The 22,317-nt window shown below is 60.4% G+C and carries 19 protein-coding genes; 4 read left to right on the forward strand and 15 right to left on the reverse strand.

The annotated features are described in order from the left end of the window. Positions 1–2: 2 nt before the first annotated feature. From AC0IXS_RS16410 to AC0IXS_RS16475, 14 genes are all read right to left on the reverse strand, one after another. Entirely contained in the window at positions 3–629 is a 627-nt protein-coding gene (locus tag AC0IXS_RS16410; RefSeq protein ID WP_057409771.1) for a class I SAM-dependent methyltransferase, read from the reverse strand. 108 nt (positions 630–737) lie between these two features. Next, a complete protein-coding gene (locus AC0IXS_RS16415) occupies positions 738–989 on the reverse strand; it encodes a hypothetical protein (protein ID WP_057409770.1) in 252 nt (83 codons plus the stop codon). Further along, positions 979–1,551 (reverse strand): hypothetical protein, encoded by a 573-nt coding sequence (locus tag AC0IXS_RS16420; protein WP_057409769.1) that lies wholly within the window; start codon positions 1,549–1,551, stop codon positions 979–981. Before AC0IXS_RS16420 ends, AC0IXS_RS16415 begins: the two co-directional genes overlap by 11 nt. A gap of 116 nt (positions 1,552–1,667) precedes the next feature. Then, on the reverse strand, positions 1,668–2,312 hold the full coding sequence (locus tag AC0IXS_RS16425; protein WP_057409768.1) for a methionine ABC transporter permease: 645 nt from the start codon (positions 2,310–2,312) through the stop codon (positions 1,668–1,670). Continuing rightward, positions 2,302–3,432 carry a methionine ABC transporter ATP-binding protein gene (locus AC0IXS_RS16430; RefSeq protein ID WP_057409767.1) on the reverse strand — a complete coding sequence of 377 codons (1,131 nt, stop codon included), beginning with the start codon at positions 3,430–3,432 and terminating at the stop codon, positions 2,302–2,304. Before AC0IXS_RS16430 ends, AC0IXS_RS16425 begins: the two co-directional genes overlap by 11 nt. Beyond that, positions 3,429–4,217 (reverse strand): MetQ/NlpA family ABC transporter substrate-binding protein, encoded by a 789-nt coding sequence (locus AC0IXS_RS16435; RefSeq protein ID WP_057409766.1) that lies wholly within the window; start codon positions 4,215–4,217, stop codon positions 3,429–3,431. The genes AC0IXS_RS16430 and AC0IXS_RS16435 overlap by 4 nt, the downstream gene beginning before the upstream one ends. Before the next feature lie 335 nt (positions 4,218–4,552). Beyond that, positions 4,553–5,977 carry an LLM class flavin-dependent oxidoreductase gene (locus AC0IXS_RS16440; RefSeq protein ID WP_471825186.1) on the reverse strand — a complete coding sequence of 475 codons (1,425 nt, stop codon included), beginning with the start codon at positions 5,975–5,977 and terminating at the stop codon, positions 4,553–4,555. After that, positions 5,977–7,182: an SfnB family sulfur acquisition oxidoreductase gene (locus tag AC0IXS_RS16445; protein WP_122668670.1), complete on the reverse strand. Its 1,206-nt coding sequence runs from the start codon at positions 7,180–7,182 to the stop codon at positions 5,977–5,979. The genes AC0IXS_RS16440 and AC0IXS_RS16445 overlap by 1 nt, the downstream gene beginning before the upstream one ends. A 25-nt stretch (positions 7,183–7,207) precedes the next feature. After that, on the reverse strand, positions 7,208–8,380 hold the full coding sequence (locus tag AC0IXS_RS16450; RefSeq protein ID WP_174518374.1) for an SfnB family sulfur acquisition oxidoreductase: 1,173 nt from the start codon (positions 8,378–8,380) through the stop codon (positions 7,208–7,210). Positions 8,381–8,833: 453 nt separating this feature from the next. Then, the gene (locus tag AC0IXS_RS16455) at positions 8,834–9,562 is read right to left on the reverse strand and encodes a hypothetical protein (protein ID WP_057409202.1); all 729 of its coding nucleotides are present in this window, start codon (positions 9,560–9,562) and stop codon (positions 8,834–8,836) included. 573 nt (positions 9,563–10,135) lie between these two features. Further along, a complete protein-coding gene (tcyN, locus tag AC0IXS_RS16460) occupies positions 10,136–10,879 on the reverse strand; it encodes an L-cystine ABC transporter ATP-binding protein TcyN (protein ID WP_004882749.1) in 744 nt (247 codons plus the stop codon). 3 nt (positions 10,880–10,882) lie between these two features. Further along, positions 10,883–11,551: a cystine ABC transporter permease gene (tcyL, locus tag AC0IXS_RS16465; protein WP_025993625.1), complete on the reverse strand. Its 669-nt coding sequence runs from the start codon at positions 11,549–11,551 to the stop codon at positions 10,883–10,885. Continuing rightward, positions 11,548–12,345, reverse strand: a complete 798-nt coding sequence (gene tcyJ, locus AC0IXS_RS16470; RefSeq protein WP_057409203.1) for a cystine ABC transporter substrate-binding protein — start codon at positions 12,343–12,345, stop codon at positions 11,548–11,550. The genes tcyL and tcyJ overlap by 4 nt, the downstream gene beginning before the upstream one ends. A gap of 209 nt (positions 12,346–12,554) precedes the next feature. After that, positions 12,555–13,553: a D-cysteine desulfhydrase gene (locus AC0IXS_RS16475; RefSeq protein WP_057409204.1), complete on the reverse strand. Its 999-nt coding sequence runs from the start codon at positions 13,551–13,553 to the stop codon at positions 12,555–12,557. A gap of 214 nt (positions 13,554–13,767) precedes the next feature. Here AC0IXS_RS16475 and epsC point away from each other — a divergent pair, with 214 nt between their 5' ends. Both epsC and betT read left to right on the forward strand, forming a co-directional pair. Continuing rightward, positions 13,768–14,721 carry a serine O-acetyltransferase EpsC gene (gene epsC / locus AC0IXS_RS16480; RefSeq protein ID WP_004882745.1) on the forward strand — a complete coding sequence of 318 codons (954 nt, stop codon included), beginning with the start codon at positions 13,768–13,770 and terminating at the stop codon, positions 14,719–14,721. A gap of 360 nt (positions 14,722–15,081) precedes the next feature. Continuing rightward, on the forward strand, positions 15,082–17,037 hold the full coding sequence (betT, locus tag AC0IXS_RS16485; protein ID WP_161627598.1) for a choline transporter BetT: 1,956 nt from the start codon (positions 15,082–15,084) through the stop codon (positions 17,035–17,037). Positions 17,038–17,420: 383 nt separating this feature from the next. On the opposite strand, the gene AC0IXS_RS16490 is transcribed toward betT, so the two are convergent. Further along, on the reverse strand, positions 17,421–18,467 hold the full coding sequence (locus AC0IXS_RS16490; RefSeq protein ID WP_057410053.1) for a LacI family DNA-binding transcriptional regulator: 1,047 nt from the start codon (positions 18,465–18,467) through the stop codon (positions 17,421–17,423). Between the two features lie 218 nt (positions 18,468–18,685). On the opposite strand from AC0IXS_RS16490, the gene AC0IXS_RS16495 reads away from it, so the two are divergent. After that, complete coding sequence (locus tag AC0IXS_RS16495) at positions 18,686–20,953, forward strand: TonB-dependent receptor (protein WP_137202505.1); 2,268 nt, start codon at positions 18,686–18,688, stop codon at positions 20,951–20,953. 29 nt (positions 20,954–20,982) lie between these two features. After that, entirely contained in the window at positions 20,983–22,308 is a 1,326-nt protein-coding gene (locus tag AC0IXS_RS16500) for an LLM class flavin-dependent oxidoreductase (protein WP_471825190.1), read from the forward strand. Positions 22,309–22,317: the final 9 nt, after the last annotated feature.

The following is a 22,317-nucleotide window of genomic DNA, read 5'->3' on the forward strand; positions in this document are numbered from 1 at the left end:
GTTCACACCCTGCGCCAGACACTCGCCAGCCAGGGCTGTTGCTCACGCGGCAGCCCGGCGGGGCGGTAGTAGTGTTCCAGTTCGGCGAATCCGGCTTTGGTCAGCAATGCTCGCCATGATTCCAGGTCGTGGTACGAGCCGTAACGTTCTCCTTGCCAGCCTTCCTGATTTTCTCCGCGCGGGTTGGAGCTGAACAGCACGCCGCCCGGCTTGAGCGTGGCGTGGAGTTGCAGCAGCACGCGGGGCAGTTCCTGACGCGGGATGTGAAACAGCACAGCGTTGGCGAATATCCCGTCGAAACGTGCGGGTGGCAGGTCGAGTTCGAGGAAGTTCTGTTGCAGCACTTCGCAACCGGTCTCGGTACGCGCCATCTCGGCGAAGCGCTCGGAGCCGTCCAGCCCGACCGCAACGTGCCCCAGTGCCGTGAACGTTTTCAGATCACGTCCCGGCCCGCAGCCAAAATCCAGAATTTGCCATGGCGTCGGTCCCTCGATATGACGCAGCAACGCGTCGATATTCTGGCTGACGTCATGGTCCCGCGTGCCTTCGCGAAAGTCGTCGGCAACGCGGTTGTAGTTGTCCAGCGTGGTCGTGGTGATCTGGTCGAGGGTCTGGGGATCGAGTTTCATCAAAGGCGGTCCGGTCCGGGAAGGCCGCCAATATACCTCGGACCGTCAGCGCTTGTTGAAGCGTCGCGCCAACCGGTCGCCGCCCAGTTGTTTGGGAAATGTTTATGTTCAGCGTCTATCCAGTACCAGATCGACTACCTCATTGATGGTTGCTATCTGTTGCCAATGGGGGCCCGGATTGAGTTTGTAGCGCCACTTCACCTGCATCATGAAGCAGGTGAGGTCGTCGTCAATGATGTCGAAGTCCTTGATGAAGTTGGTCTGTGCCGATACCGCCTCGCGTGGAATGAAGCCGATGATCGAGACGAAGAGTTCGATGATCTCTTGGGTCAGTTCTTCTCGATTTGCTTCAGCGTCCATTTTTAGCCTCGTAAGCGCATAGCCCTATGCTAACCAGATCAAATACCGCCAGACCAGCTGCGACAAAAGGGATTCCTCTTCCAATTACACCGAAGACTCTCACCGTACCAAAGATGGCTTTCGCCATTCTGGCGACTGTGGGTTGCCTGATTAGAGTACGCGGAAAAAAACGCATTCCGATCAGACTGGCGATATTAGTCGTTTTGCTTGAACCGGTGTGGACCCAGGCTCCCACCGCTGTTTTGCTGATCGGAATGCCCGCTGCGGAAACTATCGCCGTTGCCGCTGTAAGCCCATAGTGCTCTTTTGTACAGTTCCACAGTGTCTCGAATGTTGTGTCCGGAAGCGGAGCGTTTGCAGTATGCATACCGCTGATAATCTCCAGCCTGGGCACCCCGTTTACCCGGAATTGGGAGGGCAATATCAAGGTCGCCGGGCAGGAGGTCATCATTGAGCTCTTGAGGTTGAACGCAACCAGGTCAGGAGAACCCAGATCGAGTCCCTTGGCTTTTAGCGGGTGGAACTCTTTGAAAATAGCTTCGGATAAGTCTTTCTCTTCCATCTGTCAGTCTTCAAACCTAGTAAAGAATTCCAAGACTAAAGGGTTGGATGTCACTATTTTTCACGTTGAAAAAAAATAGAGGGGGCTTACTAGTTGGAGAGATTATTCCCACGCAACTACCGCTTGTTGAAGCGTCGCGCCAAACGGTCGCCGCCCAGTTGCACGAACGCCACCACAGCGACCAGCAACACGATGACCGTCAGCATCACTTGTGTGTCGAAGCGCTGATAGCCGTAGCGATAGGCGATATCGCCCAGACCGCCTGCACCGATGGCACCGGCCATGGCCGATGAGTTGATCATGGTCACCAGCGTAATGGTGAAGCCGCCGATGATGCCGGGCAGGGCCTCGGGCAGCAGGACGTGCCAGATGATGTGGCGGCGTCGGCAGCCCATGGCCTGCGCGGCTTCGATCAGGCCGTGATCGACCTCGCGCAGGCTGACCTCGGCGATGCGCGCAAAGAATGGCGTGGCGGCTATGGTGAGTGGCACGATGGCCGCCCATACGCCGTAGGTGGTGCCAACGATCAGCCGGGTGAATGGAATCAGTGCCACCATCAGGATCAGGAACGGGATCGAGCGGAACAGGTTCACGAAGGCGCCCAGTGCCCGGTTGATCGCAGGCGCTTCATAGATGCCACCTCTGGAACTGGTGACCAGAATAACCGCCAGCGGAATACCCAGCAGCAGCGCGATCAACGAAGACACGCCCACCATCAGAAACGTATCGATAGTCCCTTGCAGCAAACGATCAAACCCCATAGCCCAGTACCTCCACGCGTGGTGCCTGCCTGCGGGCACGGACCAGTAATTCTTCCCGGCTGTAGGGTGAGCCTGCGACCGACAGAATCAGGTGCCCGATGGCTCGATCCTGAATACGCTCGACGCCGCCCTGCAGCAGTTGCACCTTGCCGCCCAGCGCCGTGAACAGCGCCGCCAGATCCGGCTCCTGGCCACTGACACCGGTGAACTGCACGTCGAGCAACACCGTGGCGTCGGGTTGTTGCGGGTCCGCGGTCAGCCGCTCGGCCCATTCTTTTGGCAGCCCGGGTTGCAGCGGTGCCAGCAGGGTTTTGCTGACCTCGTGCTGCGGGTCGCCGAACACTTGCCAGACCGGGCCTTGCTCGACCACCTGGCCTTGTTCCAGAACCACAACGCGGTGGCAGATGTCGCGAATCACCGCCATCTCGTGAGTGATCAGCACGATGGTCAGGCCCAGGCGCTGATTGATCTCGCGCAGCAGGCCGAGAATCGATTGCGTGGTTTCCGGGTCCAGCGCCGAAGTCGCTTCGTCGCAGAGCAGAATCGCCGGGTCGTGCACCAGTGCGCGGGCAATGCCCACCCGTTGTTTCTGGCCGCCGGACAGCTGCGCCGGGTAGGCCTTGTGCTTGTCCTGCAGGCCGACCAGTTCCAGCAACTGCGCAACTTTGCGCTGACGCTGGTCCTTGGGCACGCCCGCGACCTTGAGCGGCAGTTCGACGTTCTGCCATACGGTCTTGGCCGACATCAGGTTGAAGTGCTGGAAGATCATGCCGGTGCGACGACGCAGTTCCACCAGCCTGTCTTCGTTGAAGCCGCCGATGTCGATCTGATCAATCAGCACCCGGCCGCTGCTGGGTTGTTCCAGACGATTGATGGTGCGGATCAGCGATGACTTCCCCGCGCCGCTGCGGCCGATGATGCCGAAAATCTCGCCGCGCTGGATCGCCAGATCGATGTTGCCCAGCGCCTCCACCGGGCCTTGCCGACCCTGATAGGTCTTGCCCAGATTGATGAAACGCACATGGGCGTTATTCAGGTCCGGGTGCAGTTCGGTCTGTTGCGCGACATGCCCTGCGTCCGGTCTGTCCAGTGGCTGTTGTCGTTGCGCGATGGCGGTCATTCTTTCCACCCTACCTGGTAGAGCTTGCCGTTGACCTTATCCAGCGCTGCGCGGACTACGGGCGAATGCTGATAGATGTCGACGAATTTGGCCAGACGCGGGTCGTCCTTGCGCTCTGGCTTGATCACGAACTGGATGACGTATTCCGGGTGGTCCATGCCGTCGAACAGAATCGCCGAGTCGGCCGGGAAGGTCTTGGCCAGGCGGATGTAGGCCGGATAGCCCTGCACCAGATCGGCATCGTCGTAGGCGCGCACCAGTTGCACGGCCTCGACCTGAATGATCTTGAGCTTTTTCGGGTTCGCGGTGATGTCTTCTTCGGTCGCCTTGTAGCCGACACCCTGCTTGAGCGTGATCAACCCGGCCTTGGCCAGCAGTTGCAGACCCCGCCCGCTGTTGATCGGGTCGTTGGCGATGGCGACGGTGGCGCCACTCGGAAGGTCGTCGAAGCTTTTGTACTTTTTCGAGTAAAGCCCGACGTTATTGATGATTCCCGGCGCGTAGGGCACCAGGCCGAAACCTGCGGCCTCGTTGGCGTTGGTCAGGAACGGGATGTGCTGGAAGTAGTTCACGTCGATGTCGCCCGCCGCGAGGGTGACGTTGGGCGCGATCCAGTCCGTGAACTCGACCAGCTCGACCTTCAGGCCCTGTTTGTCGGCTTCCTCTACGGCTGCTTCAAGCGGAATGGCGAAGGCTGCGGTGGTGCCGACCTTCAGCGGCGCATCGGCGGCGTGAGCGGTCAGGGTCAACAGGCCAACGGCCAGGGCTGCGAGGGTTTTGGTCATGGTGCATTCCGTTGAATTGACAGGTTATCGAATGGGTTGATGTCGATCACTCCCGGACGCTGCGCGTCCTCAAAGAGCGCGACATGTTTGAACGGATCGTTCCCACGCGCGCTCATCGTCATACACAAGTCAGCCTCAACACTGATCGTGCCCATCGCTCCGCGTGGGCATGCATCCCGTGACGCTCCGCGTCACAAATGGCACAGATTGCGGATTCAGTGAGCCGAGCGCATGACGTGGATAATGCTGGTGCTTGGGCACACATCTGCGCCAAATTCGAGAGCGGACGCGGAGCGTCCTGGGAGGCATTCCCACGCGGAGCGTGGGAACGATCATCATCGTATTCCTCCAGGAGGATTTGTGTATAACGATGAGCGCGGAGCATGGGCACGATCATGATCATGAGCCCTGCCGAACCCGGCGCCTGCATGCTGCGGCGGGAGGCGGTCGGTGCCTTGGGGGAAGAGTTTCCTGCGCAGGCTGCCGTCTTCATAAGCGGTCTTGTACGACCCGCGGCGTTGCAGCACGGGGATCACCAGATCGATGAAATCCTCGTAGCTTTCCGGGGTGACGATGCGAGTCAGGTTGAAGCCGTCCAGGCCGGTTTCGGCGATCCACGACTCCAGCTCGTCGGCAACCTGTTCAGGCGAGCCGATCACCGTGATGTAGCGACCACCCAGCGCATGCTGATCGAGCAGTTTCTGGCGGGTCCAGTCGTTGTTCTTGAGGTTTTTGGTCGCCGACTGAATAGCGTTGCTCTTCACGTACTGAATCGGCTCGTCCAGTTCGTACTGCGCGAAATCGATCCCGGTGGACGCTGCAAAATGCGCCACGCCCGCTTCGGCACTGGCATGACGGCGGTACTCGGCGTGCTTTTCCTGCGCCAATGCTTCGGTCGCGGCGACAATCACGTTCAGGCCCATGAACACCTTGATGTCATCTGGATTGCGCCCGGCCTGCACGGCGCTGGCGCGGACCTTGTCCACCTGCTCGCGGGTCGAGGCCTTGTTCTGGCCGCTGATGAACACGCACTCGGCGTTCTCCCCGGCGAACTGCAAGCCGCGCTCGGAACTGCCCGCCTGAAACAGCACCGGCGTGCGTTGCGGCGAGGGTTCGCAGAGGTGATAGCCCTCCACCTGATAGAACTCGCCCTGGTGCCGCACCTTGTGAACCTTGCCCGGCTGGGCATACACGCGTCGCTCGCGATCATTGATCACCGCGTCGTCTTCCCAACTGCCTTCCCAAAGCTTGTAGAGCACCTCCAGGTACTCGTCGGCCTGATCGTAGCGTCGGTCGTGTTCCACCTGTTCGCTCAGGCCCATGGCGCGGGCGGCACTGTCGAGGTAACCGGTGACTATGTTCCAGCCGACCCGGCCACGACTCAGGTGATCGAGCGTCGACATGCGGCGGGCAAACAGGTACGGCGCGTCGTAAGTCAGGTTGGCGGTCAGGCCGAAACCCAGATGCTTCGTGACGCCCGCCATGGCCGATACCACCAGCAGCGGGTCGTTGACCGGCAACTGAATCGCCTCCTTGAGCGTGACGTCCACCGAGTTCTGGTAGATGTCATACACCCCCACGATGTCGGCGATGAACAGCCCGTCGAACAGACCGCGCTCCAGCAGCTTCGCCAGATCGGTCCAATATTCCAGGCTGTTGAACTGCGTGGAGGTGTCACGCGGATGTGTCCACAAGCCGTGATTGATATGGCCGATGCAGTTCATGTTGAACGCGTTGAGCAGGATCTTCTTGCGCGCCATCAGATCGTCCCTCGCAACGGAGGGTTTGTGTCGTTGAGGTAGTAATGGCCGATGGCGTGAAATTTCCAGCGCACCGGGTCGTGCAACGTGTGCACGCGAGCATTGCGCCAGTGACGATCCAGGCCGTGCTCGGCGAGTGTTGACTGACTGCCGGCAAGTTCGAACAGCGTGCTGCCCGCCGCCAGAGAAATCTCGGTGCTGATGGCGCGTGCCTCGGCCACCGCGATGGAGGCGGCGGCCACGGTGTCGGCGTTGCTGTCAGCCTGGGCGATGTCCAGAATCTCACCTGCGCGCTCCAGCAAGGCCTCGGCGGCGTGCAGCCGGATGCTCAACCTGCCGAAGCTGTGCAGCGTCAGCGGATCTTCCACGGCCTTTTCGATGCCTGAGTCGATCCATGGCCGGGTGCGAGTGCGGACGAAGGTCAGCGCGTCCTCGAAGGCGGCGCGGGCGATGCCGGTGTCGATGGCCGCGTGAAGAATCTGTGCCAGCGGCCCCAGCGTGGTCGGGCGCTCGAAAGCGCTCTGGAAGGGCACCACATCGTCTGGATCGACGTACACATTGTTGAACACCACCGAGCCGCTGCCCGTTGTGCGCTGGCCGAAACCGCTCCAGTCGTCGATAACCGTCAGGCCCGCGCTGTCGTGTGGCACGAACGCCAGTTGTTGAATGCCGTCGTCGTCGATCACCGAGGTCGGAATGCGCTGCGCGTACAACGCGCCAGTGGCGTAGAACTTGCGGCCGTTGATGCGATAGCCGTCGCCCTCGCACTTCAGGCGTGTGGTGCGGTCGTGGGCGGTTTTGGTGCCCAGTTCGGCCAGTGCGTTACCGAAGCGCTGACCCGCCAGCGCTTCGGCGTACAAGCGCTTCTGCTGTTGCGGGCTGCCGTTCACGCGCAGCACTTCAAGGGCATAGAAATGGTTTTGCGGAATCTGCCCCAGCGAGCCGTCGGCTTCCGAAATCAGCGCGATGACCTGCGCCAGAGTGACCGACGACACACCTGCGCCGCCGAAAGCTTTCGGCACGCTGATGCCCCAGAGCCCGGACTGACTGAACAGCTCCAGTTCGGCATGTGGCAAGCGACGCTCGCGGTCGCGTACGGCGCTTTCGGTCTTGAAGTGGTTGGCCAGTTCGCGGGCAATGTGCACGGCCTGGGCGTCACTGGTGATCAGTGCTGCGTGGTCGCGCGCCTGTGGATTGAAACTCATGAAAGGGGTGCTCCAGTGGTCTGGTTCAGATCCAGGAATGGCGGGCGGGCAGGGTGCCGTTCAAATGCCAGGTGCCGACGGCGTGGTATTTCCAGCGCACCGGGTCGTGAAGGGTGTGGACCCGTGCATTGCGCCAGTGCCGATCCAGATTGAATTCGGCGAGGGTGGCGCGACTGCCAGCCAGCTCGAACAGCTTTTCGCTGGCCAGCAGCGAGATCTCGGTGGTCAGCACCTTGGCGCGCGCGACGGCGATGGAGGCGAGGGCGGCCGACTGTTCGTCGATAGGCGCTTTACTGACTTCATCCAGCACTTGAGCGGCCTTGCGCAACAGCGCTTCGGCGGCGTGCAGGTCGAGTTTCAGCTTGCCGATGTCGGCGATCACGTAAAGGTCATCGCTGGCACGCTCGACGTTGGCGTCTATCCAGGGCCGGGAGCGATCCCGGACAAAGGCGATGGCGTCGTCGATGGCTCCGCGTGCGATGCCCGCATCGATGGCGGCCTGAATCAACTGTGATACGGCGCCCTGAATGTTAGGCGTCAATGACAAGCGCCAGTTGGCGACCACCTGCCCGGCCTCGACCGGTACGTTGTCCAGCAATACCGTGCCGCTGGCGGTGGTGCGCTGACCAAAGCCTGACCAGTCATCGACGATGCGCAGCCCCGGCGAGCCGCGTTTGACGAAAGCCATGACCTGACGGCCTTCCTCGTCCAGCGCCTTGACGGCGACCCAATGCGCGAACAGCGCGCCGGTGGAATAGAACTTCTGGCCGCTGATCACGAAATGATCACCCTGAGCAGTGATTCGCGCCTTGAGGTCCAGGGTGTTTTTGGTACCGCGCTCAGGCCCTGCATTGCCGATGCGCCAGCCATCCAGCACGCTCTGGAACAGCGCTTTTTTCTGCGACTCGGTGGCCGTACCTTGCAGCAAATGGAGGATGCCGAACTGATTCTGCGGGATCTGTCCGAGTGCCGGATCGGCAGTCGAGATGATCCTGAAGACTTCGGCAATCGTTACGAAAGAAACCTGCGGACCGCCATAGGCACGCGGGATGGAAATGCTGCCCAGCCCGCTGCGGGTGAACTGCTCGATTTCCGGCCAGGGCAACAGGCGCTCCTGGTCGCGCCGGGCTGCCTGCACGCGAGCTGCCGCAGCCAGTTCATGGGCCGCAGAAATCGCATCCGCGTCGTTTTGCAGCACCTTGGCAGGCGACAAAGGAGGGGCGACGTCGGGCTCTTGTGGAGCCTTGATCGCCCTGGTGTTATCCACAGGGGTGGTTGTGAAGGTGACCATCGAAACCTCGTAGCGGTAGGCCGCAAGCGCTGCGGCTGAAAACATCACGATGTCCGGTGGTCCGGTGCATATACCCTAAGCTTGTATTAAGTATTTTTAAACTTTCATTTTGGAATAAGCATAGATTGGCAATGCGTGGTCAGGCGAAAGCCTGTCGTCACTCAAATAAGCCCTGTAGCCGCTTGTTTGATTCGAAACTGTTTTACTCGACTCAGCCTTAATCGCCAATGCTGCAGAAACGGGCCTGATTAATGCGGTCGGTGCTAATTAATTATATTAAGTGGTGGCAAACTATCCGTGCTGCGGTTATTGCTTACAACGCTCCTTTGGTTGCCCCGATTCTGTCTGCGGGTTGTCCGGTTATTGAGGTGTCCTGACACTCGATGCCGGAATTGTTATTTCACGCGGCGGCGCCCACAGCGAATTGTTCCCGACCCTGTCGATAATGCAATAGGTCACCTCAAGTTGCTGGTCACCGGCTTCCATGATCAGGTCCGCAGGCACGACCAGATCAATAGGCTCGCCGATATCTTCCTGAGTAAGGGGCGGGAGGTCCATGCGCAGATCCCCCAGGCGTACGGTGATCTCATCGTGGGCCGCCATGTTCAGGTAGGGCTCGATGGCCATTGGCAACCCGCCGTCCAGATGCCGCTGCGTCAGGCCTCGACGCAGCACCGAAGGCGCCACGTAAAGCGGCGCCAGCCCTTGATTCTCCTCAGCGTTGGGGCCGAGCAGTCGTCCTCCGGGCGGGTTGAGCTTGACCCACAGCTTGCGGCAGGCCGACGTGATCGGCATTCCCCCCACTTTCATGACTCGGTAGTAAGTACGCGCCTTGCCGTTCTGTAGAAAGCTTTCCGGGACGCGTAGGGCGATGGCGGTCCCAATGTCGGACGCCGTTAGAATTTTCGACGCGACGTAACAGCCGTCCCAGAACAGTTCTATCAGGTCGCCATCATCCATGCTGTCATAGGGATCAATGTGGACGGTCAGGCTGGAGGCGGTCCTGACACCGATGCCATGTCGGCAGGCCTGCGGAACAGAAGGGGGCGACAGCTTTACGAGGCTGTTTTTGCACAAAGTCTGGTTCATGTCGAGTGCTCCTGAAAACAAGGATTAAAGTAAAAAGTCGTCATGACTTTTCATGTTTGACTAAAATAATTCTCAAAACAGACGGGTTGATAAGTACCGCAAACTTCCAAGCTATGGCAAACATTACAAAGTGTCGAAATTGGTGGCTTGAAAGTTTGTGCGGTTATCAATGTGCCGTTTCAGGCGAGCTAATTAGCTTTACGTGGTCGTGTCAATATACGGCCGCTGTCAAGTAGGGCTTTTCTGAAAAATTAGATGCTTCCTACAACCGATATTCGGAACTGTTTACTTGGCGGGCATCAACTGTCCTACCACAGGAAACTTTTAAATGAACGCTGTGGCTGAACCGGTTTTTTCAGGAAGGCAGGTGCATGAAAGCGTTTGGGGGGCTGCGTGGAAACGCAGGCCGTCATGTGACAGAACGTCGTTGGCACGGACCCATTCTTTAGATGAGTTGCCACCGGCGTATCGCAGAAAACCAGTGAAGATACTGATCGAACAATCTTTTTTGAAATGTAAAACGCAAAAAGGCAGCGCGTGTGAAGTGCTGCCTTTGGGAAGGGCGCTGTAGGATCAGGCCCTGGTTCGCTCCAGAAACTGCTTCGTACGTTCCTGCTTCGGGTTGGCAAAAAGCTCTTTTGCGTCGCCCTGTTCCACGATCACACCCTTGTCGATGAAGATCACCCGGTTGGCGACATCACGTGCAAAACTCATCTCGTGAGTGACGATCACCATGGTGCGCTTTTCCTCGGCCAGGGCGCGGATGGTGGTCAGCACTTCGCCCACCAGTTCGGGGTCCAGCGCCGAGGTCGGTTCGTCGAACAGAATCACCTGCGGTTCCATCGCCAGCGCGCGGGCAATAGCCACGCGCTGTTGCTGGCCGCCTGACAGCCTGCGAGGGTAGGCATCTTCCTTACCCGCCAGGCCGACCTTGGCCAACAGCGTCCTGCCCAGCGTCATTGCGCTTTCACGCTCGACCTTCTTGACCACCACCGGGCCTTCGATGACGTTCTCCAGCGCGGTGCGGTGCGGAAACAGATTGAAGTTCTGGAACACGAACCCGACCTGTTGGCGCAACTGACGGATAAGACCTTGCTGCTGGCTGACGGGACGGCTGCCATCAATGGTGATGTCCCCGACTGTGATGCTGCCGCTGGTGGGTGTTTCCAGCAGGTTCAGGCAACGCAGCAGGGTGGTCTTGCCCGAACCACTGGGCCCGATGATGGCCACGACTTCGCCCGCTTCGACACGCAGGTCGATGCCTTTGAGCACCTGATTGCCCTTGAATTCCTTGGTGAGTTTTTCAACCACGATCATGCGTCAGGACTCCAGATCATGCCGGTTGACCCGCGCTTCGAGCTTGTTTTGCAAGTGCGAAAGCACCGTGGCAAGGATCCAGTAGATCAGTGCGGCGGCCAGGTACATGGTGAAAATTTCGAAAGTGCGCGCGGTGATCAACTGCGCCTGGCGGAACAGCTCCGGCACCTGAATGGTGGCAGCCAGCGCAGTGTCCTTGACCAGCGAAATGAAGCTGTTGCCCAGCGGTGGCAAGGCCGTGCGCGCTGCCTGCGGCAGAATCGCCCGGCGCAGTGTCTGCCAGCGGGTCATGCCGATACTGGCCGCCGCTTCCCACTGTCCACGCTCAACGGCGCCGATGGCCGCACGCAGGATTTCACAGGCATAGGCACCCATGTTCAGCGAGAAGCCGATCAGCGCAGCCGTCAGAGGATCCAGCTCGATGCCCAGTTCAGGCAGGCCGTAATAGATCATGAACAGCTGCACCAGCAGCGGCGTGCCGCGGAAGAACGACACGTAGATACGCGCAATCCAGCTCAGCAACTTGAAGCTCGACAGACGCATCAGTGCCAGGCCGAAGCCCAGCACCAGTCCAAAGAACATGCCGCCCAGGCTGAGGATAACGGTGTAATACGCGCCCTTGAGCAGAAAGGGCGCGGAGTCCAGCGCGAGCTTCAGGCTCTCTTCGATCATTTGGTCACGTCAGCCTGGAAGTACTTTTGCGACAGCTTGGCCAATGTGCCGTCGGCACGCAGTTTGTCGAAGGCCTTGTTAATGGCTGCCAGCAGTTCCGGCTCGCCCTTGCGCAGTGCGATGCCCGACTCCTGACGGGAGAACGGGGCGCCAGCGACGGCCATGGCGTTCCTGGTCTTGGTGACCATTTCCAGTGCCGCGAGACGGTCAACCAGAATGGCGTCGATGCGGCCCGATTTCAGGTCCTGAAACTTGGTAGGGTCATCGTCATAGGTCCTGATGTCCGCGCCTTTGACGTTTTCCTTCAGCCATTGCTCATAGTTGGTGCCCAGGCCAACCCCGACTTTCTTGCCCTCGAGGTCGGCAGCCGTCTTGATGGTGCCTTCGTTCTTCTTCAGGGTCAGCGCCTGAATACCGGAAATGGTGTAAGGCTCGGAGAAGTCATACTTTTTCTTGCGCTCATCGGAGATGGTGACCTGGTTGATCACCACGTCGAGACGCTTGGAGTCCAGGGCGGCCAGGATGCCGTCCCATTTGCTCGGCTGAATCTTCGCCTTGACGCCCAGTTCCTTGGCCAGCGCCTCGGAGAGTTCGACTTCGAAGCCGGTCAGCTTGCCGTTCTCGTCCACGAAACTGAACGGCGGATAAGTGCCTTCCAGGCCCACATTCAGGGTGCCGCTATCCTTGATTTTCTGCAGTTGCTCGCCTGCCATGGCGTGTCCAGCAATACCGGTGCCGAGCATCAGGCTCAGTGCCGAGAAGAGAAACGTGCGACGAATAGCGGAAATGTTCATGCGAGCCTCTTGTTTTGTGTGAAGTGTCGGCCCTGTTTCGAGCCGGACGGACGCGTCTGGGTGCTGGAATTCAGCGTTGTTTTTCAGTGGGTTACGCGACAGGTTGAGCGTGCCGGGCGCCACTATAAAGCCATCCGGTTATGAACAAAAATAACTAAAAAGACGCTCGTCTTTCATTTTGGACATAACCCTGATCACTGCCTGCCGTATCAGCTGGAAAATACATCCGGGTAAGCGAACAGCGCAGGTGCGCCGCCGGTGTGCAGGAAAATCAGCGGGCCGTCGTTGAATCGCTGACGTCCGATGCCATCCAGCAGCCCTGCCATCGCCTTGCCGGTGTAAACCGGGTCAAGCAGCAGACCCTCGTGACCCGCAACAAGTTTGATTGCCGAGAGAGTTCCGGCATTCGGCTCGCCATAGCGCGGTGCGAAATACTCGTCCCACAGCTCGACCTTGAAGCCTTGCGGCATCGGGATTTCCAGCAGTTCTGCGGTGCGCTCGGCCAGGCCCTGAACCTTGGGAAACTGCGCTTCTTCACTGCGCGAGACGGTCACGCCGATGACGGGCAGATCCGGCAATTGGCTGGCCAGCGCCAGCGCGAGACCGCTGTGGGTGCCAGCGCTGCCCGAGGGCAGTACCACGGCGGCGAAGTCGATGCCGGTCTGTTTGATCTGCTCGGCCAGTTCCAGCCCGGCGCGCACATAGCCCAGCGCGCCGACCGGGCTTGAACCGCCGATAGGCACCAGATAAGGCTTCTTGCCGTTGCTGCGCAGACGAGCGGCCAGTGCGTGCAGTTGTTCGTCGGCGTTGTCGAGGTTCTCGACCAGCTCGACTTTGGCGTCGAACAGCTCCAGCAGCAGGCGGTTGCCGTTGTGCAGATAGTTGCTGTCGTCGGTGCCAATGGGATTTTCCAGCAGTGCGACGCAGCCCAGACCCAGACGAGCCGCCAGCGCTGCGGTCTGGCGTACGTGGTTGGACTGGATCGCACCGGCCGTGATCAGGGTGTCGGCGCCCTGTGCCAGCGCATCGGCCGCCAGGTATTCAAGCTTGCGCACTTTGTTGCCGCCCAGCGCCAGGGTCGTGGTGTCATCACGTTTGACGTAAATGTCGCGGCCAGCCCATGTCGACAGACGGTCGAGCTTTTCAAGGGCGGTGGGCGCGCTGATCAAGTCCAGACGATTGAAACGGGCAAGCTGATTTTTGATCATGGAAATAAATGAGCCGTGTAGAGAGTCAGCGGGACTTTAGTCAGCGGACTATAGGCAGACGTTTCCCACACGGCAACCCATCGGTGTTTATGCTTCGCTCAGCCGTTTCGTACAAAAATTGTTATTTTTTCCACTTGAATGTTTGCCGTAGAGTGGACGCAGCAGCGCCCGATACGGTCGGGTCGCCAATCGTCATGATCAAGGAGAGTTCAGCGTGAGCGATATTCCAGAAGCATCCGCCGACGGCCGTTCCAGCCATTGGCAGTTGCAGCGTATCGTCAGCCAGTTACGCACGGCGCGTGAGGACTGGCGCACGCGCAACCGCCGCGTGAGTGGCGAGCATGGTGGTCGCGAGCTGCCGTCGCGTGCAGCCATGGGCGAAATTCTCGAAGCCCTGAGCGGCGCGCTGTTTCCGATGCGACTCGGCCCTGTTGACCTGCGCGAAGAGAGCGAGGATTTCTATGTCGGCCATACACTCGACGTCGCGCTCAATGCGCTGCTGGCGCAGGCCCGGCTCGAGCTGCGTTACGTGGCCCATCAGCAGGGCAGGGAACTGGCCGGGATCGACGAGCATGCGCTGACGCTGATTCAGGATTTCGCCACGGCACTGCCGGGGATTCGTCAGTTGCTCGACACGGATGTGCTGGCGGCCTATCACGGTGACCCGGCGGCGCGCAGTGTCGATGAGGTGCTGCTGTGCTATCCGGGCATTCTGGCGGTGATCCACCACCGGCTTGCCCACCACCTGTACCGCGCAGGTCTGCCGCTGCTGGCGCGCATCAGCTCGGAGCTGGCCCACTCGGCGACCGGCATCGACATTCACCCCGGCGCGCAGATCGGTCCGAGCTTCTTCATCGACCACGGCACAGGTGTCGTGATCGGCGAGACCGCCATCATCGGTGAGCGAGTGCGGATTTATCAGGCTGTCACGCTGGGCGCCAAGCGCTTCCCGGCGGACGAAGACGGCCAGTTGCAGAAGGGCCACGCGCGCCACCCGATCGTGGAAGACGACGTGGTGATCTACGCCGGTGCGACCATTCTGGGCCGCATCACCATTGGTCAGGGCTCGACCATCGGCGGCAACGTCTGGCTGACCCGCAGCGTCCCGGCAGGCTGCAACCTGACGCAGGCCAACCTGCTGCAGCAGGATGACGGGACGCAGAAGTAGGTTTTTGTAGCGCGTCCGCCTTAACATGATCGTGCCCACCGCTCCGCGTGGGCATGCCTCCCGTGACGCTCCCGACTGACGCGTAATTGCGTCCTGCATACAAATCCCGCACCCGGGAACGAACCCTCTCCTGCACACGTCCTACCCAGGTCTGAGCCAGCAATCACAGCCCCGCGATTCGTAATCACGGGGCCTTTCGTGTTTAAATTGAACGTTCATTCAAGTTAAACCGGTGGTTCGCTGCCCGCTCACAACAGGAGGCTAACCCTTGCCGTATGCGTTTTTTGTAGTGGTTTCAATCAGTCCGGAGGCATGCAGTCGATGAGTACTCCGAGTACGCAACCCAGCGGTACGGTCCGCATGAACGCTCCAGTGTTTTACTTCGCTGCGAGCTTTATTCTGATCTTCGGCGTCATCGTGATCGCCTTCCCGCAAGCCGCCGGTGCGTGGCTGCTGGCGGCACAGAACTGGGCGGCCAACACGGTCGGCTGGTACTACATGCTGGTCATGACGCTGTATCTGGTCTTCGTGGTGGTCACCGCCGTATCTGGCTACGGCAAGATCAAGCTCGGTGCCGACCACGACGAGCCCGAATTCAGTTATCTGTCCTGGGCCGGCATGCTGTTCGCTGCCGGAATCAGCATCACGCTGTTCTTTTTCTGCGTGTCCGAACCCCTGACTCACCTGCTGCAACCGCCGCAGGGCGAGGGTGGCACCACCGAGGCGGCGCGGCAGGGCATGCAGCTGCTGTTCCTGCATTGGGGCCTGCATGGCTGGGGCGTGTTTGCCTTCGTCGGCATGGCGCTGGCGTACTTCGCGTATCGCCACAACCTGCCGCTGGCGCTGCGTTCGGCGCTGTATCCGCTGATCGGCAAGCGCATCAACGGCCCGATCGGCTACGCGGTGGACGGTTTCGGCATCATCGCGACCATCTTCGGCCTGGGCGCCGACATGGGCTTCGGCGTGCTGCACCTCAATTCGGGGCTGGACTACCTGTTCGGCGTCGCACACACCCACTGGATTCAGGTCGGTCTGATCACGCTGATGATGGGCGCGGCGATTCTGGTGGCGATTGCGGGCGTCGACAAAGGCGTGCGCCTGATGTCCGACATCAACATGCTGCTGGCCTGCGCGCTGCTGCTGTTCGTGTTGTTCGCCGGCCCGACTCAGCACTTGCTGAACACGCTGGTGCAGAACATCGGTGACTATCTCGGTGCACTGCCGACCAAGAGTTTCGACGTCTACGCCTACAACGAGCCGAGCGACTGGCTGGGTGGCTGGACGGTGTTCTACTGGGCGTGGTGGATTGCCTGGTCGCCGTTCGTGGGTCTGTTCATTGCGCGCATCTCGCGTGGCCGTACCATCCGCGAATTCGTCTTCGGCGTATTGCTGATTCCGCTGGGCTTTACCCTGGCCTGGATGTCGATCTTCGGCAACAGCGCCATCGATCAGGTGCTCAACCACGGCATGACCGCGCTGGGCCAGTCAGCCATCGACGATCCTTCGATGACGCTGTACCTGCTGCTGGAAACCTATCCGTGGAGCAAGACGGTGATTGCCGTCACGGTGTTCATCAGTTTCGTGTTCTTCGTGACCTCGGCCGACTCGGGCACCGTAGTGCTTTCGACGCTGTCGGCCAAAGGCGGCAACCCGGACGAGGATGGCCCGAAATGGCTGCGTGTGTTCTGGGGCGTGGCGACCGCGCTGATCACCAGCGGATTGCTGTTCTCAGGCAGTATCGATGCGCTGAAATCAGCGGTGGTGCTGACCTCGCTGCCGTTCTCACTGATTCTGTTGCTGATGATGTGGGGGCTGCACAAGGCGTTCTTCATGGAGTCCCAGCGCCAGATCGCGCAGCTGTATTCGCTGGCCCCGGTGTCGGGTTCGCGACGTGGCGGCTGGCGTCAGCGTCTGAGCCAGGCCGTGCATTATCCGTCGCGAGACGAGGTGTACCGTTTCCTCGACCAGACCGTACGCCCGGCCATCGACGAGGTCACGGCCGTGTTTGTCGAGAAAGGTCTGAGTGTGGTCAACGTGCCCGATCCTTCCAACGATTCTGTGACGCTGGAAATCGGCCATGGCGAGGAACGTCCGTTCATCTATCAGGTGCAGATGAAAGGGTTCTTCACCCCGTCGTTCGCACGCGGTGGCATGGGCTCCAAACAGTTGAACAACCGCCGCTACTACCGCGCCGAGGTTCACTTGAGTGAAGGCAGCCAGGACTACGATCTGGTGGGTTACACCAAGGAACAAGTAATCAACGACGTGCTCGACCAGTACGAGCGGCACATGCAGTTCCTGCATCTGGTGCGTTGATCGAGCGGGCCAGATACCCTCAGATGATCGTTCCCATGCTCCATGCTCCGCTCATCGTTATACACAAGTCCGCCTCGACACTGATCGTGCCCATCGCTCCGCGTGGGCATGCATCCCGTGACGCTCCGCGTCACAAATGGCACAGATTGCGGATTCAGTGAGCCGAGCGCATGACGTGGATAACGCTGGAGCTTGTCCACGCATCTGCGCCACATTCGAGAGCGGACGCGGAGCGTCCTGAGCGGCATTCCCACGCGGAGCGTAGGAACGATCAGCGTGATCTCAAGCACGCCGATCATGCCCATGCTTGTGCTCAGCGTTATACCCGAGGAGTGATCCGCGTGGGAACGCCTCTTGGGACGCTCCGCGTCCGCTGTCTCAAATCACGTGCTCTCCCGCTCAACCAGCTCGCATGCCAGCAGGTTCAACCTCTGAATTTCACCCTTGACCGGCAACACGCCCAGGCTCTCCAGCACGCGCTGCGCAGCCAGTAAGCCGATCTGCAGGGCGGGTGGTTTGATGGTGGTCAGGCTGGGCATCATCATTTGCGCGAAGGCGTAATCGCCGAAGCCCATCACGGCGCAATCCCTGGGTGTCTGCAGGCCGATGCGCTGGCTGGTGAGCAGGCCGCCCGCTGCCAGGTTGTCGTTGGCAAAGAAAATCGCATCAGGCCGAGGATGGTTGTCCATCAGCACATGCATCGCCTGCCTGCCCGCTTCAAACGGCGCAAGCCCTGCATCCGGTACGAACACCCACGGCTTTAGCCCAAGCGCTTCCAGTGTGGCGACACAGCCGTCGCGGCGTTCCTGCGCGCTGAGGTCACCGGCGATGCTGTTCTCCACGAAGGCAATGCGACGGTAGCCCTTGCCGTGCAGATACCGCGCCGCCGTGACACCGACTTCGTAGTGGGAAAAGCCGATCTGGATCGGGCTGCGTTCAGGCTGATGGTCCCAGGTTTCGATCACCGGGATATCCGCCTGCCCGATCATCTTTTCCGTCGCTTCGCTGTGAAAGCGGCTGGTCAGCACCAGCGCTGCAGGTGACCAGCCCAGAAACGCACGCACGGCGCTTTCTTCCTGTTCCTCCGAAAAGTAACTGGATGCCAGCAGCAACTGGAATCCGTGCTGACTCAGGGTGTCGCTGAAGCCCTGAATGGTGTTGGCGAATATCGGCCCGGAGATGTTCGGGATCACCATCGCCACCACCCGGCTGCGCGCCGACGCCAGGCCGCCTGCCACCAGATTGGGCACATAACCCAGCGCATTGACCGACGCCGCAATGCGCTCGCGCAGTTCCGGCGACACCTGTTCCGGTTGGTTGAAGTAGCGCGAAACGGTGATGGCCGACACGCCAGCCTGTTTGGCCACGGCATTGATCGTCACGCGTCCTGCGCCCCGGCGTTTACGTGTCACGGGTGTTGGGTCAGCCATGTTCGTGCGCTTCTTTTAAAATTAAAAAGCATATAAAACTAATTTTTCAGTATTGGACGATCTATCTGTCTGTTCCTGATACTGGCGATGTTAGCGCTAACAAAGATGGTTTGTCTGCTACTCGCCACCGCGAATGCCCGGAACCGGTTTGGTTGTAATCAAAGGCGTCAGTGCTTGGGGCACTGTCGGATCAGGGCATATTTCAGGCAGGCACGCAGATGCACACAACACATGGGGATGAGGTCAAACACACACGGCTGGCGCATGCCATCGATCAGGCCCATGCGACGCAGGGGCGTCGTTGCGGCTGGTTGTTGATGGGGCTGACGGCCTTGCCGATGATGCCGGTCATGGCGGCCGATACGGTAGAGCAGGCCGCCGAGACGCCGACACTCGAATCGGTCACCGTAACCGCCACGCGTCGTGAAGAATCGCTGCAGAAAGTACCGGTCGCCGTGTCGGTGATTCAGGGCGAGCAACTGGAGCGCGACAACCGCAACGGCGTCGCCAGTATCGTGCAGCAGGTGCCCTCGTTGAACTTCAGGACCGGCGCGTCGAACAAGGACACCTCGCTGTTCGTCCGTGGCGTCGGCACCATCTCTACTTCGCCGGGCGTCGAGCCGACCGTCGCGACAGTCATCGACGGTGTGGTCTACGCTCGTCCAGGCCAGGCCACGCTCGATCTGCTGGACCTGGAGCGCATCGAAGTCCTGCGCGGTCCGCAAGGCACGCTGTTCGGCAAGAATGCGTCGGCCGGAGTGCTCAACGTGACCACCAAGGCGCCGACCGAAGAGACCCACGGTTACATCGATCAGTCCTACTACAGCGGCAATGAAAGCCGTACGCGCTTCGGCATCGGCGGCAGCCTGATCCCGGACACGCTCAAAGGCTCGATCACCACGCTGTTCGGTAGCTACGACGGCAACGTCGACAACAAACTCAACGGCCATGAGGTCAACGGCTACAACCGCAAGGGCGCACGGGGCAAGCTGGAATTCACGCCCAACGACGACATCACCTTCACCCTCGCGGCCGACTACATGCAGTCCCACGACGACGCGCCCAATGGCGTGGTGACCCAATCGCTCACGCCAGCGTTCACCAGCGCACTGTCGCCGGTGCGTGCCGACAGCGACAACCGCAACGTGATCAGCGATTACCGCAGCCATGTCGAAGACACCAACAAAGGCCTGTCCGGGCAACTGGATTGGCAACTGGGTGACTACACCCTGACGTCGATCACCGCCTGGCGTGGCTGGGACAACACGCAGTATCAGGACGGCGACCGTTTGGGCACCGTCACCGCGGCGTTCCCCGGCACTGAAGACAAGGGTGATCTTGAGTTCAACCAGTACTCGCAAGAGCTGCGTCTGGCCTCGCCAAAGGGCCAGTTCATCGAATACGTTGGTGGCCTGTTCTACATGCACGGCAAGAGCGAGGAGACCTATCAGCGTACGTTGGTCACGCCGACGCGCCGCGATCAGGGCGTTGCCGATTACACCACGACCACTGAAAGCTATTCGGTGTTCGGCGAAACCACGTTCAATTTCACCCCGGACTTCCGGGCGATTGCCGGGCTGCGCTGGACTCACGACGACCTTGAGTACGATCACCGCCGCGTCTCGACCTCGGCCACCACGGTCAGCGGCATTCAGCCGGCGACCAGCAGCTCCGGCTCGGTCAACGAAGAGGGCAAGTCGGGCCGTTTGGGCCTGCAATACGATCTGAGTGACAGCGTGACCAGCTACATCACCTATTCGCGCGGCTACAAGGGCCCGGCCTACAACGTGTTCTTCAACATGCAGCCGCGCGACACAGAAGCCCTGAAACCCGAGACCTCCAATACGTGGGAAGTCGGCATCAAGGCCACCACCTGGAACAATCGCCTGACCACCAACCTGGCGGTGTTCCACAGCGATTACGACAACTATCAGGCCAACTTTTTCGACAGCGTTGCCGGGCAGGTCGTGACCCGACTGATCAACGCGGGCAGCGTCAGCACTGAAGGCGTCGAGCTGGATTACGCCTTGCAGGCCACACGCAACCTGAAATTTTCCGGTGCGTTGTCCTACACCCGGGCCCGCATCGACACCTTCGCCTGCCCGGCCGGTGCCGCCGCGTCCTGCAATGTGGATGGCAAGACCCTGCCGTATAGCCCGGACTGGAAAAGCTACGTCCGCGCCGACTACACCATCCCGCTGGACAACGGCCTGGATATCGAACTGGGCACCGATTACAGCTGGCAGAGCGAAGTGCAGTACGACATCAGCCAGAACCCGGACACCAAACAAGGCGCCTACGGCATCTGGAACGCCAGCGTCGCGCTGGCCGATTACAACAGCGGCTGGCGTGTGGCGCTGCTGGGCAAGAACCTGGCGGACAAGTCCTATGCACCGATGCTCGCCACGGGCGGCAACTATGTGTATCGCTCGGTGCCACGTGATGACGAGCGTTATTTCGGCGTGCAGGTGCGCAAGGATTTCTAAGCGGGCAACCGCAATGAAGGGAGACAGGTATGAGCACAACGGCTCGACAGATGAAACTGGGCGCTTTCCTGATGGCCACGGGGCACCATGTGGCGGCCTGGCGACACCCGGACGTGCCCGCCAACGCGGGGCTGGATTTCAAGCACTACCGGCATCTGGCTCAGGTGGCCGAAGCCGTGAAATTCGATGCGCTGTTCGTGGCTGACAGTGTCGCTTCCGCCACGGGCGACATCGCCAGCCGCATGGCGCGTTCCGATCATTTCGAACCGCTGACGCTGTTGTCGGCGCTGAGTGCGGTGACCGATCACATCGGCCTGATTGCCACCGCAACCACAACCTACAACGAGCCGTACCACGTGGCCCGCAAGTTCGCCTCGCTGGATCATCTGTCGGGTGGGCGAGCGGGGTGGAATCTGGTGACGTCCGATGCGGCGGCCGAAGCGCAGAACTTCGGTCGCAGTGAACACGTCGGTCATGCCGAACGTTACAGCCGCGCCCGGGAGTTTCATCAGGTGGTGACCGGGCTGTGGAACAGTTGGGCAGACGATGCGTTCACCCGTGACAAGGCTAGCGGTCAGTATTACGACCCAGCCAAAGTGCAGGTGCTGAATCATCAGGGCGAACACTTCAGCGTCAAAGGCCCACTCAACGTGGCGCGCTCGCCGCAGGGTCAGCCGGTCGTCGTGCAGGCCGGTTCATCGGAGGTCGGTCGCGATCTGGCGGCGCAAACGGCCGAGGTGGTGTTCACCGCACAGACCTCACTGGCCAGCGCGCAGGCGTTCTATGCCGACATCAAGGGCCGTCTGGCAGCGTATGGGCGCAGCGCCGATTCGCTGAAAATCATGCCTGGCGTGTTGATTGTCGTGGCCGAGACCGAACCGCTGGCCAGGGAAAAATTCGAGTCGTTTCAGGGCCTGGTGGAGCCCGAGGTCGGCGTTGCTCTGTTGGGGCGGATGCTGGGCAATTTTGACCTGTCCGGTTACCCGCTGGACGGCCCGTTGCCGGAACTGCCGCTGACCGACAGCGGGCAGCGCAGCCGTCAGAAACTGCTCACCGAACTGGCCGAGCAGGAACACCTCAACCTCGCGCAACTGGGCCGTCGCATTGCCGGTGGGCGAGGGCATTACAGCCTGATCGGCACGCCTGAACAGGTCGCTGATGAACTGCAGCGCTGGTTTGAGCAAGGCGCTGCAGATGGTTTCAATGTGCTGGTGCCGCACCTGCCCGGCGGGCTTGAAGATGTCGCGCGGTTGCTGGTGCCCGAGTTGCAGCGTCGCGGCCTGTTCCGCACGGAATACGAAGGCACTACCTTGCGCGAAAACCTAGGCCTGCAGCGCCCGGTAAATCGAATTTGATCGTTCCCA

Source organism: Pseudomonas sp. AC016 (assembly GCF_979253365.1).

What these genes read in the sequence shown, in the direction of transcription:
- AC0IXS_RS16435 (WP_057409766.1), bottom strand. Translation starts at nt 4,217, where the DNA reads ATGACCAAAACCCTCGCAGCCCTGGCCGTTGGCCTGTTGACCCTGACC.
- tcyL (WP_025993625.1), bottom strand. Translation starts at nt 11,551, where the DNA reads ATGATCGAAGAGAGCCTGAAGCTCGCGCTGGACTCCGCGCCCTTTCTG.
- tcyN (WP_004882749.1), bottom strand. Translation starts at nt 10,879, where the DNA reads ATGATCGTGGTTGAAAAACTCACCAAGGAATTCAAGGGCAATCAGGTG.
- AC0IXS_RS16425 (WP_057409768.1), bottom strand. Translation starts at nt 2,312, where the DNA reads ATGGGGTTTGATCGTTTGCTGCAAGGGACTATCGATACGTTTCTGATG.
- betT (WP_161627598.1), top strand. Translation starts at nt 15,082, where the DNA reads ATGAACGCTCCAGTGTTTTACTTCGCTGCGAGCTTTATTCTGATCTTC.
- AC0IXS_RS16410 (WP_057409771.1), bottom strand. Translation starts at nt 629, where the DNA reads ATGAAACTCGATCCCCAGACCCTCGACCAGATCACCACGACCACGCTG.
- AC0IXS_RS16445 (WP_122668670.1), bottom strand. Translation starts at nt 7,182, where the DNA reads ATGAGTTTCAATCCACAGGCGCGCGACCACGCAGCACTGATCACCAGT.
- AC0IXS_RS16500 (WP_471825190.1), top strand. Translation starts at nt 20,983, where the DNA reads ATGAGCACAACGGCTCGACAGATGAAACTGGGCGCTTTCCTGATGGCC.
- AC0IXS_RS16455 (WP_057409202.1), bottom strand. Translation starts at nt 9,562, where the DNA reads ATGAACCAGACTTTGTGCAAAAACAGCCTCGTAAAGCTGTCGCCCCCT.
- AC0IXS_RS16475 (WP_057409204.1), bottom strand. Translation starts at nt 13,553, where the DNA reads ATGATCAAAAATCAGCTTGCCCGTTTCAATCGTCTGGACTTGATCAGC.
- tcyJ (WP_057409203.1), bottom strand. Translation starts at nt 12,345, where the DNA reads ATGAACATTTCCGCTATTCGTCGCACGTTTCTCTTCTCGGCACTGAGC.
- AC0IXS_RS16420 (WP_057409769.1), bottom strand. Translation starts at nt 1,551, where the DNA reads ATGGAAGAGAAAGACTTATCCGAAGCTATTTTCAAAGAGTTCCACCCG.
- AC0IXS_RS16495 (WP_137202505.1), top strand. Translation starts at nt 18,686, where the DNA reads ATGCACACAACACATGGGGATGAGGTCAAACACACACGGCTGGCGCAT.
- AC0IXS_RS16430 (WP_057409767.1), bottom strand. Translation starts at nt 3,432, where the DNA reads ATGACCGCCATCGCGCAACGACAACAGCCACTGGACAGACCGGACGCA.
- AC0IXS_RS16440 (WP_471825186.1), bottom strand. Translation starts at nt 5,977, where the DNA reads ATGGCGCGCAAGAAGATCCTGCTCAACGCGTTCAACATGAACTGCATC.
- AC0IXS_RS16415 (WP_057409770.1), bottom strand. Translation starts at nt 989, where the DNA reads ATGGACGCTGAAGCAAATCGAGAAGAACTGACCCAAGAGATCATCGAA.
- AC0IXS_RS16490 (WP_057410053.1), bottom strand. Translation starts at nt 18,467, where the DNA reads ATGGCTGACCCAACACCCGTGACACGTAAACGCCGGGGCGCAGGACGC.